The 18,495-nt window shown below is 54.3% G+C and carries 13 protein-coding genes, 5 tRNA genes and 1 riboswitch; of the genes, 3 read left to right on the top strand and 15 right to left on the bottom strand.

Annotated elements, in window-relative coordinates; all coding sequences use genetic code 11:
* Positions 1–114: 114 nt before the first annotated feature.
* Positions 115–2,085 carry an ABC transporter substrate-binding protein gene (locus FC75_RS09925; protein WP_082623142.1) on the bottom strand — a complete coding sequence of 657 codons (1,971 nt, stop codon included), beginning with the start codon at positions 2,083–2,085 and terminating at the stop codon, positions 115–117.
* A 439-nt stretch (positions 2,086–2,524) separates the two neighbouring features.
* Positions 2,525–2,608, bottom strand: a tRNA-Leu gene (locus FC75_RS09930).
* Positions 2,609–2,708: 100 nt separating this feature from the next.
* Here FC75_RS09930 and FC75_RS09935 point away from each other — a divergent pair.
* The gene (locus tag FC75_RS09935; protein ID WP_054662957.1) at positions 2,709–3,539 is read left to right on the top strand and encodes an NAD(P)H-hydrate dehydratase; all 831 of its coding nucleotides are present in this window, start codon (positions 2,709–2,711) and stop codon (positions 3,537–3,539) included.
* 38 nt (positions 3,540–3,577) lie between these two features.
* Here FC75_RS09935 and FC75_RS09940 read toward each other — a convergent pair whose 3' ends face one another.
* The 3 genes from FC75_RS09940 to leuS form a co-directional block, all read right to left on the bottom strand.
* Entirely contained in the window at positions 3,578–4,288 is a 711-nt protein-coding gene (locus tag FC75_RS09940) for a pseudouridine synthase (protein ID WP_056989796.1), read from the bottom strand.
* A 4-nt stretch (positions 4,289–4,292) separates the two neighbouring features.
* Entirely contained in the window at positions 4,293–5,924 is a 1,632-nt protein-coding gene (locus tag FC75_RS09945) for a putative polysaccharide biosynthesis protein (RefSeq protein WP_056989797.1), read from the bottom strand.
* Between the two features lie 173 nt (positions 5,925–6,097).
* Positions 6,098–8,506, bottom strand: a complete 2,409-nt coding sequence (gene leuS / locus FC75_RS09950) for a leucine--tRNA ligase (protein WP_056989798.1) — start codon at positions 8,504–8,506, stop codon at positions 6,098–6,100.
* Between the two features lie 322 nt (positions 8,507–8,828).
* Here leuS and FC75_RS09955 point away from each other — a divergent pair, with 322 nt between their 5' ends.
* Positions 8,829–9,524, top strand: a complete 696-nt coding sequence (locus FC75_RS09955) for a phosphatase PAP2 family protein (protein WP_054662955.1) — start codon at positions 8,829–8,831, stop codon at positions 9,522–9,524.
* Positions 9,525–9,589: 65 nt separating this feature from the next.
* On the opposite strand, the gene FC75_RS09960 is transcribed toward FC75_RS09955, so the two are convergent.
* The 6 genes from FC75_RS09960 to metK all read right to left on the bottom strand — a co-directional run bounded on the left by FC75_RS09960 (position 9,590) and on the right by metK (position 17,205).
* Positions 9,590–10,513, bottom strand: a complete 924-nt coding sequence (locus FC75_RS09960; protein ID WP_054662953.1) for an ROK family protein — start codon at positions 10,511–10,513, stop codon at positions 9,590–9,592.
* Positions 10,514–10,524: 11 nt separating this feature from the next.
* Positions 10,525–11,967: a 6-phospho-beta-glucosidase gene (locus tag FC75_RS09965; protein ID WP_054662950.1), complete on the bottom strand. Its 1,443-nt coding sequence runs from the start codon at positions 11,965–11,967 to the stop codon at positions 10,525–10,527.
* Between the two features lie 91 nt (positions 11,968–12,058).
* Entirely contained in the window at positions 12,059–13,420 is a 1,362-nt protein-coding gene (locus FC75_RS09970) for a PTS sugar transporter subunit IIC (RefSeq protein WP_056989799.1), read from the bottom strand.
* Between the two features lie 248 nt (positions 13,421–13,668).
* On the bottom strand, positions 13,669–14,412 hold the full coding sequence (locus FC75_RS09975; protein WP_056989800.1) for a MurR/RpiR family transcriptional regulator: 744 nt from the start codon (positions 14,410–14,412) through the stop codon (positions 13,669–13,671).
* An 83-nt stretch (positions 14,413–14,495) separates the two neighbouring features.
* Positions 14,496–15,995 (bottom strand): MDR family MFS transporter, encoded by a 1,500-nt coding sequence (locus FC75_RS09980; protein ID WP_056989801.1) that lies wholly within the window; start codon positions 15,993–15,995, stop codon positions 14,496–14,498.
* A gap of 25 nt (positions 15,996–16,020) precedes the next feature.
* The gene (metK, locus tag FC75_RS09985) at positions 16,021–17,205 is read right to left on the bottom strand and encodes a methionine adenosyltransferase (RefSeq protein WP_054662947.1); all 1,185 of its coding nucleotides are present in this window, start codon (positions 17,203–17,205) and stop codon (positions 16,021–16,023) included.
* A riboswitch (SMK box riboswitch) is annotated at positions 17,206–17,292 on the bottom strand.
* A 117-nt stretch (positions 17,293–17,409) separates the two neighbouring features.
* On the opposite strand from metK, the gene FC75_RS09990 reads away from it, so the two are divergent.
* The gene (locus FC75_RS09990) at positions 17,410–18,051 is read left to right on the top strand and encodes a hypothetical protein (RefSeq protein WP_054662945.1); all 642 of its coding nucleotides are present in this window, start codon (positions 17,410–17,412) and stop codon (positions 18,049–18,051) included.
* A gap of 47 nt (positions 18,052–18,098) precedes the next feature.
* Here FC75_RS09990 and FC75_RS09995 read toward each other — a convergent pair.
* From FC75_RS09995 to FC75_RS10010, 4 genes are all read right to left on the bottom strand, one after another.
* A tRNA-Asp gene (locus FC75_RS09995) sits at positions 18,099–18,172 on the bottom strand.
* A gap of 13 nt (positions 18,173–18,185) precedes the next feature.
* Positions 18,186–18,258: transfer RNA gene (locus FC75_RS10000), tRNA-Val, on the bottom strand.
* A 5-nt stretch (positions 18,259–18,263) separates the two neighbouring features.
* Positions 18,264–18,335: transfer RNA gene (locus tag FC75_RS10005), tRNA-Glu, on the bottom strand.
* An 8-nt stretch (positions 18,336–18,343) separates the two neighbouring features.
* Positions 18,344–18,432, bottom strand: a tRNA-Ser gene (locus FC75_RS10010).
* Positions 18,433–18,495: the final 63 nt, after the last annotated feature.

The raw sequence follows: 18,495 nt of genomic DNA on the forward strand, positions 1-18,495 counted from the left end.
TGCGGTTCCCCCTCTTATCTTCATTAAAGAAAAAGGGCTAGTCACATTATCAGTGTGCTAGCCCTTTAACACGCCTAAGTTCAAAGAGCTTATCGAGTCAGCTCAAAGCTTAGTTTACTTGTCCTGTTCCTTAGCAATTTCAGCGCGCTTTGCGGTCCACGCCTTGAGTGCCTTGTTGAACTGCGAAGTCGTAACAGGCTTAGACTGCATCTTCATCCCATCGAAACGAGATGAACTTGCACCAGTCCATGACTTCAAACCAGTAAATGGAACAACTTTCGTTACAGAAGGAGTACCGCCCAGAGAATTGATTGGAATTTGAACGCCAGTGCTCAACAGGTAAGCTTCAGCCTTAGCAAAAGCCTTGTTACGAGCATTCGTGTCAGTTGTGATGGCCTCGGCTTGGTTAGTCAATTCCTCAAATTTATCAAGACCTGCAGCCTTGGCAGCCTTGGCGTAATCAGCCTTGTCGGCTGCGGAAGTCAAAGCAGAAGCAGGCGTCAGACCCAAGGTGTTCAGCAGCGCACCACTAGATGGCTTGTAGATATCCAGGTAAGTGGAAGGATCCTGATAGTCAGGACTCCAGCCGGAAGCGTTACTGATATCAAAGTCGGACTGTGCACCAGTTGCAGCTTGGTAAGTCCCTGCCAAGTACTTGTCTTCAGCAGCTTGGATGATGTCGATTTCAACATTGTCTTTGCCCAGCACGGACTCAACAGATTTCTTGAAGGACTTAGCTTGGTTCAGCTGCAGCGCCTGTTTTTCCTCTTCAGGAAGATCAAGCTTGATTGGGAATGAAACCCCTTCAGCAGACAGTGCCTTCTTCGCCTTGGCAAATTCAGCCTTGGCAGCAGCCTTGTTGTAAGTGCCATCCTGCGCATCCGTCAGATCCATGAACTTGTATTCAGAGCCCAGTGCGTGCAGATCTGTCTGGGTGAAGGTCCCGATGTTCTTACCGTCAGCCTGAACAAAAGTAGGCGGGATGAATGAATTACGCAGAGACTTCGTCGCACCAGCGGCACCAGTTGACTGCGCGTTGTACGCGGTCTTGTTAAACGCAAACTGAATCGCCAGACGGAAGTCCTTGTTCAAAACAGCCTTCTTCGTGTCAGCCTTTTGCTTGTCCGTCTTCTTATCGGTCATGTTGTATGACTTACGGTCCAAGTTGAAGGTCATGTTGTACGTCGAAGCGTCCTGAGGACCCCAAACAACGTTCTTCTTGTTAACTGACTTGTAACCTGGCAGGTTCGGGTATACCCGCGCCTGAGAGAAATCACCCTTCTGGAAGGACTTGTACAAAGCGTCTGGGTTTGACCCGTCGTTGTATGTTTCCTTGACGTCCGTAACGTGAACGTTCTTCTTGTTCCAGTACTTCGGGTTAGCCGTGTACTCGATGACAGACTTCGAAGTGAAGTTCTTCAGCAGGTATGGGCCATCGTACAAAATCGCGTTAGCCTTTGGCTGGCCGTAGCTCTTGCCCTTTTCAGCCAAGAACTTCGCGTTGACTGGCTCCAAGATCCCATATTGCAACTTGGAGTTCCAGAATGGTTCTGCTTCATTCAAGTTGTACTGAATCTTGTTCTTGCCAACAACCTTGATGCCGACCTTGTTGAAGTCTTTGGTCTTACCATTGACGTAATCATCCAAGCCCTTGATGGAGCCTTGAACGATGTACAAGGTTTCGGACTTTGCTTCAACGGCGTGCTTCATACCAGTGATAAAGTCTTGCGGCTTAACGTTGGCATACGTGTTGCCTTGGGCATCGACCCACTTCACACCCTTACGCAGCGTGTAAGTGTAAGTCTTGCCGCCATTGGTCACCTTGTAAGAACTTGCCAGACCTGGGACGATTTCACCATACTTGTTAGTGCTCATCAAAGGCTCTTCGAAGTTGGCCAAGTGATTACTGTTGGTCGCACGACTGGTAACGGAGTAATCAAAGTTATCCGGATCAGTCGAATACACATAATTATAAGTGCTGTTCTTTGAGGAACTGTTGCTACTTGAGCTATTACCGCAAGCAGCGAGCAGTGTGGCCAGCGTCAATGCGACGACCACCGCGCCTCGTTTCTTATTCATCTTCATACACATAAGCCTCCAACCTATGAGATAGTTCCCAATTCCGCCTCTAACGTACTTGAGAATATCTAAGATTATAAATTGATTAGAGGGGGGTGTCAAGCATGTGTGGAGGTTTTTCGCGAACAAATGCGATTTTTTCTTGAACAATTCTGGCTGACACCGGGGCTCAGTCACCACTGACGAACAGAAGCAGGCGCAAAATTGCCCACTGCAACGGAGTTTTCTGAGGCATCCAGTCCCTGGTCTCTCGGCGTTTGCCAAGTATTAAAGGATTCTAAGTTGGCCAGCCGGCTTCTTAGAATGAGTCATGGTTTGCAATATTTAACCTTTGAAATATCTTTTTTGCGATTGCCATGATTTCCCCCTGCAAACCCCGGTGACCCATAAAAACGCAAAAGAAAAAGTCGATCACCTTTCGATGACCGACTTCGATGTCGCCTGATGCCGCAAACAGGAGTCGAACCTGCACAGGGAAAACCCTACAGCGACCTGAACACTGCGCGTCTGCCAATTCCGCCATTGCGGCAACAACAGGAATAAGTATATCAATCAAACGGCGTCTTGCCAACCCCTTTTGGGAAAAAAGCCACCTAGTGGTGCGGTATAATGCTGATGAGGTGATTGCTGTGAAGAAGATTTCCGCATCGTTGATCAATCGGGTCATCCAGCCGCGGCCCCAAGAAAGCCACAAAGGGACTTTTGGGCGCGTGCTGGTCATCGGCGGGAACGCTCAGTTCGGTGGGGCCGCAATCATGGCCGCCAGCGCTGCCGTCTATTGTGGTGCCGGCCTGGTCAGCGTCGCCACCGCGCCAGTCAACCGTAGCGCCTTACACGCCCGCCTGCCTGAGGCTATGATCATCCCCTACGATGATCCGCAGCTGATGGCCTTGATCCGCACGGTGGACGTCGTCGCGATTGGCCCCGGCCTAGGCACCGATGAGCTGGCCGCATCGATCCTGAGCCACACCTTGAAAACCGTCAAGGATTCGCAGGCGCTGATCATCGACGGCTCGGCGATCACGCTGATTGCCGAGCACCAACTCACTGTCAGCCACGCCCGCACCGTTTGGACCCCACACCAGATGGAATGGCAGCGTCTTTCCGGCATTGCCGTGCGGGATCAAACCCCACTGGCCAACCAAACCGCCGCAACTAAACTGCCCGGAACGGTGATCGTGAAATCACACCGCACCGAACTATTTACGCCAACAGCCAGCTATGAGAACCCCGTGGGCACCCCTGCAATGGCCACCGGCGGCATGGGCGACACCCTCGTTGGCATGCTGGCCGGCTTCATTGCCCAGTTCGGCCTGAGCGACGATGTCGTCTCAGCAGCGGTCTACGCCCACAGCGCAATCGCCGAGGAACTGGCGAAAACCAATTACGTGGTCCTCCCGTCGATGCTGATTCAGCAGCTGCCAAACTACATGCAGCGCGCTGCCGCAGCGCAGGTGTAAGGCCGAAAAAATAATCGAATCGCCAGGTGGCGGTTCGATTATTTTTTTGCCTTGAGCAGCTGGCCCAACTCCTCAGCCGTCAGGCTCCGGTAATGCCCAGGCGCTAAGTCTGGGGGCAGCTGCAACGGGCCCATTTGAACCCGTGCCAAGGCAGTGACCTGATTACCCACTGCCTTGAGCATCCGCTTCACCTGATGAAACTTGCCTTCGTGAATCGTTAACTCAATTAGACGCTGGCCGCTTGCGGGGCGCACCACCACGGTCGCAGGTGCGCTGGTGAACTCCTGAAAGGTGATCCCATGTGCCAATTGTTGCGCCATCGCAGGCGTTAGCGGCGAAGCCAGCGTCACCAGGTAGGTCTTTGGCACATGGCGCTTAGGGGCCAAAAGCGCATGTCCGAGTGCGCCATCATTGGTAAGTAACAGCAAGCCGGTCGTGTCCTTATCCAGCCGACCAACCGGGTACAGGCCCGGCCGCTTATCGGCCGGGCGAATCAAATCAAGGACCGTTTTCTGGGCCGCGTCGGAATTAGCCGTTAAGACCCCGCTGGGCTTATTCATCAAGTAGTAAACCTGCAGACTGCCGCCAACCACTTCACCGTCGACGGTCACCTGCGCACCGGGCGCGACAGCCACACTGCCATTGCGAACTTTTTGGCCATCAATGCCGACCCGATTGGCCTTGATCATTTTTTTGACGTCGCTGCGCGTCCCGTACTGAAGATTAGCCAAATAGCGATCTAATCTCATTGGCCTACCTCATGTGCAGGCGCGTGCGCAGCCGGCCAACGCGTTCGCCCAGCACCATGTCAGCCAGGCGCGTCTTCAGCAGCGCATAGCCGTAAATGACGACCCCAACCGGCACTGCAATCACCAGGGCAACCACCGCACCGACTGCGCGTTCAGGCGCAATCACCAGACCCACCAGCCAGACGATCAGCCGCACAACGACTGCCATCAATACCGAAAACAGCGTGATCCCGACCAGGCGCCGACCGGTTTGCCGCAGCCGGACCGGATAACGCTGACGCAGCGCGTGAATCATGAGCAGGCTGGACACCAGCATCCCGGCCAAGGTCGCGACTAATGGCCCCCAGACATTCAGGAAGTAAATCAGCGGCCACTGCAGGACGACCTTCACGACCATCCCCACGAGCATGTCGTAAATGGCGATGCGGTTGTGAAACAGTCCTTGCAGTGCCGCGGCCAGCACCGTGAACAAGCCCATGCCCACCGCCACAAACGCAGAAAGCACCAGCAGCCGAATGCCAAGCTGATCGTAAGAATAGAAAACCACGTAAAGCGGCTTGGCCACCGCCGCCATCCCCAGTGCACTGGGCACCATGACAATGAAGAACAGCTGAAGCAGATTGGTCACCTGTTCGCCGATGGCGTGCTTATCCCCACGCGTCTTCGCCCCTGAAAGCAGCGGCAGCACCGTCGACGACATGGCGACCGCCAAGCTGATCACGATCATGATCAGCTTATTGGCGTTCCCGGCAAACAGCGTGAACAAACTATTCAGTTCGACCGTGCTGGCGCGCCAATGGCTGGCCATCATGGGATTAAAGGTGTACTGATCGAACAAGTAGTAAAGGTTGATACCGGACCCAATAATGATGAACGGCACCGCCTGCGCCACAATTTCCTTCAGGATGTGTGGCGTGGAGATCTTCACGGCATCTGTCGACCCCTCCACCAAGGTCTGATACTTCTGGCGCCGGGAAAGCAGGACTAAAACCAGCAACAACAGGCCAAAAACGGCCCCGACGAACGCGGCAAACGTCGACTGCGACGCCGCATCCACGTAATTGTGACTGCCCAGCACCATGATGGCGTAAGTCATGACCAGCATGTAAATGACGCGTGCCACCTGCTCAACCAGCTGCGACAGCGCAGACGGCGCCATGTCGTTATAGCCCTGGAAGAACCCCCGCATGATACTCATGACAGGAATGATCAGCAGCGGCCAGGCCAGCGACCGGTAGACCTGCGTCAGCGCAGGGTCGTTGAGCGCCAGCCACGGCGCCAGCACCCACATCAAGCCAAAGGACAGCAGCCCCATGGCCCCCATCAAAATGGTGCCTTGCTTGAAGAGCCGAATGCCGGTGCGGTACTCATTCATCGCGTTGTAATGGGCCACCTGCTTAGAAATCGCCCCTGGCACCCCGGCCGTCGCAATCGTCAGGAAAATGCTGTAAATGTTGTACCCTTTGGTAAACAGATTATTGGCCGCCAAAAAAGCCGCACCTAACCAGATGCGCCACGGAATAATATAAATTGCCCCGAGGACTCGGGACAAAATACTTCCGGCTGTCATCCAAGCCGACCCGCGCAGCATTTGTTCCTGCGCACTCGGTGTTTTGACTTGCGGTTTTTTTGCCATGCCTTTACCCCAATTTTCTCACTTGATATGACCTCTACTGAAACGGTGAGGCCCTTTAGATTATTCTCTATTTTAAGTGAAGCACGGGCTCCTTTCAATCAGAACCCGGAGACGTTAGCAATCCGTAATTTTTCGCACAAAAATGGTCCGACCTGCGCCGGACCACTTTAGCACTACTTAACCACGATATTGACGATCTTATTTGGCACCACGATCTGTTTAACGATTGTCTTGCCAGCCGTGAACTTCTTGACGTTATCGATCGCCATCGCATCCGTAATGGCCTGATCTTTATCAACATCCACGGCTTCCATAACATGACCGCGGAGCTTGCCGTTGACCTGGACCATCAGCTGGACCTGCTTGGTGACCAAGGCCTTCTCGTCGTAAGTTGGCCATGGGGCGTAAGTCAGGCTGTGTTCATTGCCCAACTTCTGCCAGATTTCCTCCATCAGGTGTGGGGCGATCGGCGCCAGCAGCTTGACGAACCCTTCGACATACGCGTACGGCAGGTCATCGACCTTCCGCGCCTCGTTGATGAAGACCATCATCTGTGAAATGGCCGTGTTAAAGTGCAGCGCATCGTAGTCTTCGGTGACCTTCTTGACCGTTTCGTTGTAAACCTTGTCGAGCTTGCCATCGTTGATGGTCGTGATGTGATCACGCATTTTGCCATTGTCGTCGATGAAGGTCGTGTAGACACGGTCCAGGAACTTCCGCGCCCCGGCCAGGCCAGTTGTGCTCCAGGCGATGCCGGCATCCAGCGGGCCCATGAACATCTCGTACAGCCGCAGCGTATCAGCACCGTATTCTTCGACCACGTCGTCCGGATTGACCACGTTGCCCTTGCTCTTGCTCATCTTCTCATGGTTGTCGCCCAGGATCATCCCCTGGTTGAACAGCCGCTGGAAGGGTTCCTTGTTCGGGATCACGCCAATATCATACAGGAAGAGATTCCAGAACCGCGCGTACAGCAAGTGGAGGACCGCGTGCTCCGCGCCACCGATGTACAGATCAACGGGCATCCACTGTTTCAGCTTATCGTAATCGGCCAGTTTTTCCTTGTTGTGGGGATCGACAAAGCGCAGGAAGTACCAGGACGACCCTGCCCACTGCGGCATGGTGTTCGTCTCGCGCTTACCTTTGCGGCCGTTTTTATCGACCACGTTGACCCAGTCGTCCAGGTTGGCCAGTGGCGATTCGCCGGTACCGCTCGGCTTGATGTCCGCCTCTTCAGGCAGCACAAGGGGCAGCTCATCTTCGGGCACCAGGGTGGTTTCGCCGTCTTCCCAGTGAATCACCGGAATCGGTTCGCCCCAGTAGCGCTGCCGGGAGAAGACCCAGTCGCGCAGCTTGTAGTTGACCTTCTTCTCGCCGATCTTCTTGTCTTCCAGCCACTGCAGCATCGTGTCAATGGCGTCTTGCTTGTTCTTGCCGTTCAGAAAATCGGAATTGATGTGCACACCGTCGCCGGTGTAGGCAGCATCATCGATGTCGCCGCCTTCGATGACTGCGCGGATCGGCAGATTGAACTTTTTGGCAAACGCGTAGTCGCGATCGTCGTGAGCTGGCACCGCCATGATGGCGCCGGTGCCGTATGTCGCCAGCACGTAATCGGAGATCCAAATCGGCAACTTATCCCCGTTCACCGGGTTGGTGGCATAGGCCCCGGTCCACACGCCGGTCTTTTCCTTATTCAAATCGGTCCGCTCAAGGTCAGACTTGTGCTCGATGCCTGCCTTGTAAGCAGCCACCGCGGCCTTCTGCTCAGGGGTCGTGATGGCGTCGACAAGCGCGTGCTCCGGCGCCATGACCACATAGGTTGCGCCAAACAGGGTGTCTGGCCGGGTGGTAAAGACATCGAACTGCTTGTCAGTGCCTTGTACCTCAAAAGTGATCTGCGCGCCCACCGAGCGGCCGATCCAGTTCCGCTGCATCTGCTTGATGTTTTCCGGCCAATCGAGGTCATCGAGGTCGGCCAAAAGCTTGTCGGCGTAAGCGGTGATTTTCAGCATCCACTGACGCATCGGCTTTCGAATCACAGGGAAGCCGCCGCGCTCGGTTTTGCCATCGATGACTTCCTCGTTGGCGACCACGGTGCCCAGGTCCGGGCTCCAGTTGACCGGCACTTCCGCCTCGTAAGCCAGGCCATGCTTGTACAGCTGCTCGAAGATCCACTGGGTCCACTTGTAGTAATTAGGATCCGTAGTGGCAATTTCCCGGTTCCAGTCGTAGGAAAAGCCGAGACTGTTGATTTGGCGCTTGAAGGTCTCGATGTTTTTGTGGGTAAAGCCCTTGGGATTATGGCCGGTATTCAGCGCGTATTGCTCGGCAGGCAACCCGAAAGCGTCCCAGCCCATTGGGTGGAGCACGTTGTAGCCTTGGGCCCGTTTCATCCGCGCGATAATGTCCGTGGCGGTGTAGCCCTCAGGGTGGCCAACGTGCAGGCCTTGCCCTGACGGATACGGAAACATGTCCAGCGCGTAATAATTCTTCTTGTTCGGGTCCGTCGTCGTGTTGAACTCGTTGTGCTCAGCCCAGTGCTTTTGCCACTTTTTCTCGATCGCCTTGTGATCGTACATGCTTAATGCCTCCTTGAATTTATCGAGCGTGGTAGGAAAAACGACAAAAACCGTCCTAACATTGTTAGGACGGCTTTTTGCCGCGGTACCACCTAAGTTCTGCCTAACAGCAGCCCTTGTTTCTGGATAACGGCCAGTGCCGGCGTGCATGACTTGGGTCAGTTCGCCGAAGCTTCGCACAGGCTTGCAGCAGCCGCCTGCTTTCTTAAGCGAAACACTTTGCCTACTCGTCCCAAACACGTTCGATGTTGCGTCAATCATAGCAAAATCCTAAGGTTGAAACAAGCGGCATCCCCACGGAAGTATGCTAAAATTCATTATTATGAAAAAACGTCCTGTGTATCCGCTGATTATAGCCGCGGTCAGTTTAGCGGTTTTCATCCCACTTTTAAGCGGCGTCATCACGCACGCCGCATGGATCTCGACCGTTGATCATGCCGTCGTCCAAGTGGTCACCGCGTACCGCCCGACCTGGCTGACCGCCATTGTGCTGGTGATCACCAACCTGGGCGACCCGCCGGTGGTCGTGATCGTGGGCCTGATTGTCGCCGCCGTCCTCTTTTACTTCAGGCGGCGCCGCTATGCCTGGTTCGCCTTTGCTTCGATTTGCCTGATGAGCTTAGTCAACCACATCATCAAAAACTGGATTCGCCGGCCACGCCCGTTTGTTCAAGACCCAAGGATCACCCCGCTGACTACTGCCGGGGGCTGGAGTTTTCCCTCCGGGCACGCCAGCGGCTCAATGCTGCTTTACGGGACTGTCATCCTGATCGCGCTCAGCCTGGTGTCGCTGCCGCGCGCTCGCCACTTTCTGGTCGGCTTCTCAACGGTGATGATCATCCTCATTGGCGTTTCGCGCATTTATGTGCAAGTCCATTTTCCCACTGATGTGTTCGCCGGCTGGAGCTCTGCCTTGGCCGGCCTGATGCTGCTGTGGTGGCTGATGTACCCGTGGCTGACCGCCGTGGGGCCCACCGGCTGGGCCGGTCCTCAGCACAAGGCCAACTCACGAAAATAACGGCCTTCGATGCCGGACAAAAAAGGATCCAGACCTCCTCCCCAGGAAGTCTGGATCCTTTTGCGTTACCGGGTCAGCGGATAAACCGCCCCGATCAGGCCTGCGTTGTTGCGCAGCCCAGCCGGCATGATCTTGTACGGAAAACTCTTGCGGGCCTCATTCAGTCCGCGGTGGCGGGCAATGTACTCGTCAAACCGCGCCTGCAGGTCCTGCATGAACGTGTCGTTTTGGCTGATCCCGCCGCCGATCAAAATCCGCTCAGGATCGAGTGTGCCAATCAGGTTCATCAGCATCACGACCACATCGCTCAAGAACTGGCTGTACACCGGCAGGGCGATCATATCGTCCTCGTGCGCCAGCGCAATGATCTGAGCGGCGTCTTTTTCCGGCTTGGCTTTGGGGTCATAGTGCTGAAGGGACAGATTGTAGCGCCGGACCAGCCCGGTGACCACCGAAGCCGCATAATTCAGCGAAACCCCTTCCAGGTCGTCGCGAAAATCCAAGTCATGCGTGATGCTCCAGCCAATTTCACCGGCCATCCCATGCGCACCGCGATAGACGTCCCCATTAAGGACAAGGCCGCCGCCGATGCCTGTGCCCAAAACCAGGCAGACGTAATCGTCGACATCCTTGGCGTTGCCCAGCCAGCGTTCGGCAATGGCGGCCGCGTTGGCATCGTTTTCGACCTTGACAGGCAGCTTCAGCTTGTCGCGAAGGGTCTTCCCCAGTGGGTACCGGTAAAAGCTGTCAATGGCCCCACCGGTGATCATGTAACCATCTTTGTCGACAATTCCTGGGGCATCGACCCCCACGCCATCAATGACCTGCTGCTTTTGATAAGCGGTGACCACACCGACCATTTTGTTGACGTTGCTCGACGCGCGCTTGAGCGTTTTAAACGACCCGTGATCTAAAATTTTGCCTGCCGCCGAGACTAAACCGTATTTGATGGTCGTCCCGCCGACGTCAAATCCGACGAATGTTTTCATACGCCCGCCTCCTACTTGGCGTCCAGATCCTCACCGTTGCTCTTAATGACTTGCTGGTACCAATAGAAGGAATCCTTCTTGTAGCGCGCCAGTGTGCCTTTGCCCTCATCGTTCTTGTCCACATAGATAAACCCGTAGCGTTTATCCATTTGGCCGGTGCCGGCAGACACCAGGTCGATGAATCCCCATGGCGTGTACCCGATGAGGTCCACCCCATCGACTTCAACCGCGAGCTTCATCTGCTCGATGTGTGCCTTCAGGTAAGCGATCCGGTAATCGTCGTGGACATGGTGCTGGGCGTCGATTTTGTCGACCGCGCCGAACCCATTTTCAACAATGAACTGCGGCAGGTGATACCGGTCGTTGAACCAGTTCATTGCGTAACGCAGCCCCACCGGATCGATTTGCCAGCCCCATTCAGAGCGCTTCACCGTGGGATTTTCGACCTTGTCGACGCTTTCCTGGTAGTCAAAGGCTGAAGGTTCGCTTGCTTTGGCCTTCACGGCAAACGACATGTAATAAGAAAAACCAATGTAATCAACGGTCCCGGCCTTAAGCACATCCAAATCAGCCAGGGTGATATCGAGGTTCATCTTCTTCGCCTTTTGGTACTCGGTCAGCCAGCTTGGGTAGCGCCCGTTGGCCTGCACGTCAGCGAACCAGTAACGGGACTGCATGGCCCGCTCGGCCTTGAAGACGTCGCGGGGATCAGGACTGGCTGGATAAATCGGCACCATGGCAATCATCGCCCCAATTTGAAAGTGGGGATTGATCTTGTGGCCGATTTGCACGGCCAACGCTGAGGCAACCGTCTCGTAGTGGGCCGCCTGATACATCACCGCCTCGGCGTTCTCGCCTGGTTTGATCAGCAGCCCCGAGTTGGTGAACAGCGCAAACTTGGCCTTGTAGTCGGCCTGGTTGTTGATCTCGTTAAAGGTCATCCAGTACTTGACCTTGTCCTTGTACCGCTTAAAGACCGTGGTGGCAAACCGAACGAAGAAGTCGATCACTTTGCGATTCCGCCAGCCACCGTATTCAGTGACAAGGTGGTAGGGCATCTCAAAATGGGACAGCGTAATGACCGGCTGAATGCCATTTTTCAACAGCTCATCAAAGAGGTCATCGTAGAACTTCAGTCCGGCTTCATTTGGCTCGGTCTCGTCCCCATTGGGATAGATCCGGGTCCACGCGATCGAGGTCCGAAAAGCCTTGAGTCCCATCTCGGCAAACAGTTTCACGTCATCTTTGTAGTGGTGGTAAAAATCGATGGCGTCGTGGTTGGGGTAGTTCTCGCCGGGCTTCACCCCGTCGGTGATACGCCGTTCAACCCCGTTGGCCCCAACCGTCATCACGTCGGCCACGGAAACGCCTTTACCGCCTTCCTGCCAGCCGCCTTCCAGTTGGTGCGCAGCAACAGCCCCACCCCAGAGAAAATCTTTGCGTAATTTTGCCATGTGGCACTCCTTTCAACAAACAAAGCGCCCGAAGCCCGGTGTTTAATCCACGGGATCCGGACGCTTAAGAACTAATTAGACTAGTTCAGCATTAAGCCTGAGCCGTTGCAGTATCAGATTTTTCCTTGTTTTCCTCAGCCAACTTCTCCTGCTCCTGCTTCAACAACGTGTTGTCGTAGGTGCGGATGAATGGGAAGTAAACCGCGAAGGACATGGCCAGCATGAGAGCCTGCCACAGGGCAGTGCGCCAGCCGCCGACCAAGAACCCAGAGAAGATTGCCGGTGTGGTCCACGGCACATATATCCCGTTAAATAGTGGAATTATCCCAAGCTTAATCGCAAAGTAAGTGAGCGACATGGAAAGTGCAGGGACAACCATGAACGGAATAGCCAGAACAGGGTTCATAACCAGCGGAATCCCGAACAGGAATGGCTCGTTGATGTTGAAGATCGCTGGGGCAATTTCCAAAGTACCCAACGCCTTCAACTGATCGGACTTCGCAAAGAACAGGATGTAGAACAGCAGCCCAACGGTGATACCAGCACCGGTAACAGTCCCGAACTGGTCCAGCAGCGCCTGCGTGAAGATATGGCCGCCGTTAGCAACCGTCAGCGCCTTGCCTGAGTGGAACAGCGCAGCGTTATCAGTTGAGTTGGACATCAGGATCCCAGTCATAACACCAGAGATAATCGCGGACCCGTGAACCCCGAAGAACCACAGGAACGTGATCAGCAGGGAAACAACCAGGACCCCGCCGAAGGAATCAGTCAGCCCTTGCAGTGGTGTCTGAATAACTTGGTACAGCCACTGCAGCATGCCTTCGTGGGCAAAGTGATCGAAGAACATGTAAACCAGGCCCCAGCCGGTCAGCAGAACGGCGGCTGGAATCAGCGCGATGAACGAGTTAGCGACGTTCGCTGGCACTGAATCAGGAAGCTTGATGGTGATGTTGTTCTTAACGAACCAGGAATAGATCCAGCCGGTCAAAAGGCCGATGATGATCGCGGCGATCATCCCTTTACCGCCTAAGAAGCCGGTATCGATCCAGCCCGTGATCCCACGGGAGTTGGTGACGATGGTCTTGCCAGCCTGGTTAACGATTGGGTTAGAAGGCTGCAGCACGATCAGGAATGACAGCAGCGCGGTGATCCCTGAAGCCAGCGGATCGATTTTTTCAGCACGTGCCCATTCATACGCGATCCCGGTAACGGCAATCAGCGCCATGATGTTAAAACTAAAGTTATAAATCTGGTTGAAGTACGGAACCAAGCCGGTACTGTTCATCCAGTTTGCCCATGATTCAACAGGCAACGAACCCAAAATCAGGAAGAAGGACCCCACGATGATGAAAGGAATGGTGTACATCATGCCATTCTTCAAGGCCGTGATCGGACGGGTGCTCGTGAACTTCATGATCTTAGGCAAAACTTTTTGGTTGATATAATCCCCCATTATGTTCACCTATCTTTCTGCCGCCGATTTCACTCGGCAGCCAAGTCAATGTATCATTGCTAAACGCTTGTGCAGGTCACCCTGCGATATGAATGATTTCGGCCGAAATCAATGTGATGCGCTCATCACAGTTATTAGTGTAGCCGCTTCCACCACGTAAGCGCTACCCCTGAGGCCTGTAAAGAAACCGGTTTCACTTAAAAACACCCGTTACAGGATTGTAACGGGTGTCAGAACTATCGTTATGTTTACTGGTGGTTGAGCTCATCCAGTCGGTGACCGATCAGCTCAATCAGGTAGACCACCGGCACCTGAGTCGTCAAATTAAGCGAGGCGTGCTTAATTTCGGGCATGAAGTACGCAATCGTCAAGTCGGCCAGTTTGGCCATGGTCGAGTTGCCTGAATTTGTCACCGCAATTATCTTGACGTCTTCGGGCCGGACCTTATTCACAAAATCAATGGTTTCAGTCGTTTCACCGGAAACCGAGAGCACGACCAAGACCGTCCCTGCCGGCAGCGGACTGCTTTGCGGGAAGGGCTGAAATGGATCGTACACAGGCAATGCAATTTTCCCCGCGTTCGACCAGAAGCGTGCGCCGTACTGCGCAAGCGAGTTCCCTGACCCTAACCCAAAAAACATCACCAAAGGCGCCTTTAGAACCATGGCTAGCGCTTCGTCAATTAACTTACTGAAATCGGCGGAATTCACCTTGTTGAAAAAATCAGCCAGTTGGACCGAAGTATCGTAAGTGGTGGCCTGAAACTCTGCCGCTTTTGCTTTACGATCCTGCTTCAGCGCAAAGCGCAGTTCGGCATAGCCGTCGTAACCCATTTTTTCGGCAAAACGCAGGACAGAAGCGGTACTAACATGGGCGTGTTTGGCCAGTTCCCGGATGGGCATGGTTTCCACTGCCGCCTCGTGCTTGATGACGTAATTGTAAATTGCCGTCTCAATATCGTTCAGCGTCTGTAATTTTTCGTAAGAGAACAATGAAGCGCCCCCAAAAGCCTTTTCTTCTATTATGACGGCTTCAAACTAAAATTACAACTCTCAATAATTCTGCCTGCCAAATTCTACTGCTTGCCCGAGCGATCCAAGGCGTTGAACACCAAACCCAACACGACAATGACCACGGAAAAGAAGTAAATGTTATGCAACCCAGAGTACAGAATTTCGTGGAGCACGGGCAACAGGTGACGCGGCAGGCTAACGGCGGTTTGCGGATTGATCAACCGATTCAGCATCCCCATGTTCACTGCTGGGTGGGCCGCAACGCCCTGCGCCATGCGGAGGTTGAGGACCACGCCGTACAAAGACACCATCAGCGTCTGGCCTAGCGTCCGCGACAGCGTGTTAAAGCTGGTCGCCACGCCAACCTCGTCCGGTTTCACGACCGCCTGCGCGCGAACTGTCGTCGTCGTGATGACAATTCCAAACCCAAAGCCCATCACCCCAGCAATCACCAAGAAGGCCACGTACGGTGTGCTTTCGGGCACTAGCGCCAGGATCAGGATGCCCACCAGAATATCCAGCAGGGCAAAGGTCAGGATCCGTTTTGGCGCGGTTTTAGTCAGCCAACGTCCCGCAACGAAGGAGCCGATGACCCACATCAGACTGCTGGGGGTGATGGCAAAGCCGCCAAACGACGCCGCCATGCCTAAGACCCCTTGCACCCACATCGGCATATAAGTCTCATAGCCGATCACGACTCCGGACACCAAGGCGGCCAGCACGTTGGCAACGACAAACGGGCGATTGCTGAACAGCTTCAAGTCGATAATGGGATCGGCGGCGCGCCGTTCACGGCGAACAAACAACCACAGGGTGATGCCCGCCCCAATGAGCAGGCCCAGAAAACTAGACAGTCCATGGGTCCCGGCTAACGCCTGAAAGCCCAGCATCAACAGCAGCAGCGTCAGTACCAGCCAGCACGTCCCCAGGTAATCCACAGGTGCCGGTACCGTTTCGTGTTGCTCGTGGAAAAAGACCGCGATCAGCGCCATCGTGATCAAGCCAATGGGCACATTAATGAAAAAGATCCAGTGCCAGGACAGAGAATCGACAATGAAGCCACCAAGCAGTGGTGCGACCACCGACGCGATGCCCCACGCCGAGCCATTGAATCCCAGCACTTTGGCCCGCTTTTCGTACGGATAGATGTCCGCAATAATGGTGAAGGTCACGGGCATAATGGCGCCGGCACCAATACCCTGAAAAGCGCGGCAGATGATCAGGACCGGCATAGACTGGGAAAGCCCCGAGGCTGCAGACCCGATGATAAAAATCAGCAAGCCAAGCAGAAACACCGGCTTGCGGCCAATTTTATCCGCAAATTTACCGTAGATTGGCGTTGCCATCGCGTTGGTCAGCAAATATATCGACACGATCCAGTTCATCAGGCGAACGCCGTGAAGGTCACCGACAATCGTGGGCATGGCAGTCGCCACAATTGTGCCTTCAATCGCGGTCATGAACGTCGCCACGAAAATTGCGATTGTTGTGATTGCCACGTTGGTTTGCTTGGTTTTACTCACTATAATTTCTCCATTCCATAAAAAACAGCCGCCCAGCATCCTGGAACGGCCGCCTCTTTTCTCGTTAATCTAAGTACTTCGCCAAATCGGCCACCTTATCAAGGTGTTCCCATGGCAGATCAACATCTGTACGTCCAAAATGACCATAGGCGGCGGTTTGCTCGTAAATCGGCCGCTTCAAGTCTAACATTTTAATGATTCCCGCCGGCCGCAGATCAAAGTTATCGCGAATGGCCTCGGCAATTTTTGCCTCAGGAATTTTGTTTGTTCCGAAGCAATCCACCGAAACCGACACGGGCTGAGCCACCCCAATCGCATAGGCGAGCTGGACCTCCAGCTTGTCAGCCAGCTTGGCCGCCACCACGTTCTTGGCGATGTAGCGCGCCGCGTACGAGGCAGACCGGTCAACTTTCGTCGCATCCTTGCCAGAGAAGGCCCCACCACCGTGACGCGCAAAGCCGCCATAAGTATCGACGATGATCTTGCGCCCGGTCAAACCGGAGTCCGCTTCGGGCCCGCCCAGCACAAACCGGCCTGTTGGGTTCACATAAATTTTCGTGTTGTCATCCAGTAGGTTGGCCGGAATCACCGCGCGAATGACCTGCTCCTCGACATCCTTGCGAATCTGGGCCAAGGTGGCATCCGGATCATGCTGAGTGGACACCACAACGGTGTCCACGCGCATCGGCTTTTCGTGATCATCGTATTCAACGGTGACCTGCGCCTTCGCGTCCGGGCGCAAGTAAGTAATGGTCCCATCCTTGCGCAGCTTAGCGATCCGCTGCATCAGTTTGTGTGCCAGCTCAATTGGCAGCGGCATGTACTCAGGCGTCTCGTTGATCGCGTACCCGAACATCATACCTTGATCGCCGGCGCCGATGCGATCAAGTGGATCATCTTCGCCTTCACGCGCCTCGTAGGAATCATCGACCCCCTGCGCGATGTCCGGCGACTGCTCATCTAGCGCCGTTAGCACACCGACGGAGTCCGGATCAAACCCGGATTCCTTGTCATAACCAATGCGGCGAATCGTGTCACGCACTGTTTTTTGAATATCAACATAGGCAGTGGTCGAAATCTCACCAACCACCAGGACTAGCCCTGTGGTCACGGTCGTTTCACACGCCACACGAGCATCCGGATCCTGCGCCAGCATCGCATCCAAAATTGCATCGGAAATCTGATCTGCAATTTTGTCTGGGTGACCCTCAGAGACTGACTCTGAGGTAAATAGATGACGTTCTTGCATCTTAATTGTTTCCCCCTTTAATTTCGGTTACAAGGCATCTCCAAGACGCGCCGCCTTGGATCCCATCGGGAATTCTTTGCAACTGTCTAATCTTATCACAGGGTTAGGGTTAAATCTAACGTCCTTTGCAGGCCATCACAAATTACTTTTGCACCGCATCGCCCTGTTCGGTATCATAGGACACATGATGAAAGGAATTTGCTTATGACGATTCAAAAATGTGTGCTCAGCGTCAGCCGTTTTCTTCAGGCAGCGACTCTGCCACTAATGCTCAGCCTGTCAAACTTCAACTGGCATGACTGGCCGTTTTTGGCCCTGCTTGGCCTGACCCTCGTCTTGGCCGCTTTGAGCACCACCAGCCGCACAACGCCGTGGACGATTGCGGCCCTCGCGCTTGCCATCATCGGCAGCAGCAGTCAGTGGGCGCTCTTGCCGCTGGCACTGGCCCAAGTTGGACTCGGCTGGCTGTTGGCCACTCAGAAGATGAGTGCCAAGATGGCCATCACCGGTTGGCTGGTTGAACTGACCTTCATTCAAATCATGTTAAGCGCAAACCTAACCCAAGGTCTCACCACGCTTGCGCCAATCGTTTTCGCCTTGATCAACGGCTTACTGCTGCTCTGCGTATGGGCCGGAAATCTGCCGCTATGGCTATTGGCGGTACTTGGGCTCGCAGGGCTTGGCATGGGTTACTGGATGCAACAGTTCACTTTGTCTTTCTGCGCAGCGTTTCTGGTCGTGGCAAGTGTACTCAATACACGCCGCATCAAACCAAATCCGCTACCGTTTAGTTGGGCAGGCATCATCTTGAACCTGACGTTTATCTTTATTCGGATTCACGGCTAGACATCAAAAAAGCGTTCATCCTAGGATGAACGCTTTTTCATGTGGAACGGTTCCAACGAGACTCGAACTCGTGATCTCCTGCGTGACAGGCAGGCGTCCTAACCAACTAGACCATGGAACCAAAAGCAAAAAAATGGAGGATACAGGGCTCGAACCTGTGACCCTCTGCTTGTAGGGCAGACGCTCTCCCAGCTGAGCTAATCCTCCATAAGTGACCCGTACGGGATTTGAACCCATGTTACCGCCGTGAAAGGGCGGTGTCTTAACCACTTGACCAACGGGCCATACTCAACGGAGAGTAAGGGATTCGAACCCTTGATACGGGTAAACTCGTATACATGGTTTCCAACCATGCTCCTTCGGCCTCTCGGACAACTCTCCATAAAAACTCCGGATGTCAGGCTCGAACTGACGACACCCTGATTAACAGTCAGGTGCTCTACC

Origin of the sequence: Lacticaseibacillus camelliae DSM 22697 = JCM 13995 (genome assembly GCF_001436615.1) — a bacterium.
GTDB classification, from domain to species: domain Bacteria; phylum Bacillota; class Bacilli; order Lactobacillales; family Lactobacillaceae; genus Lacticaseibacillus; species Lacticaseibacillus camelliae.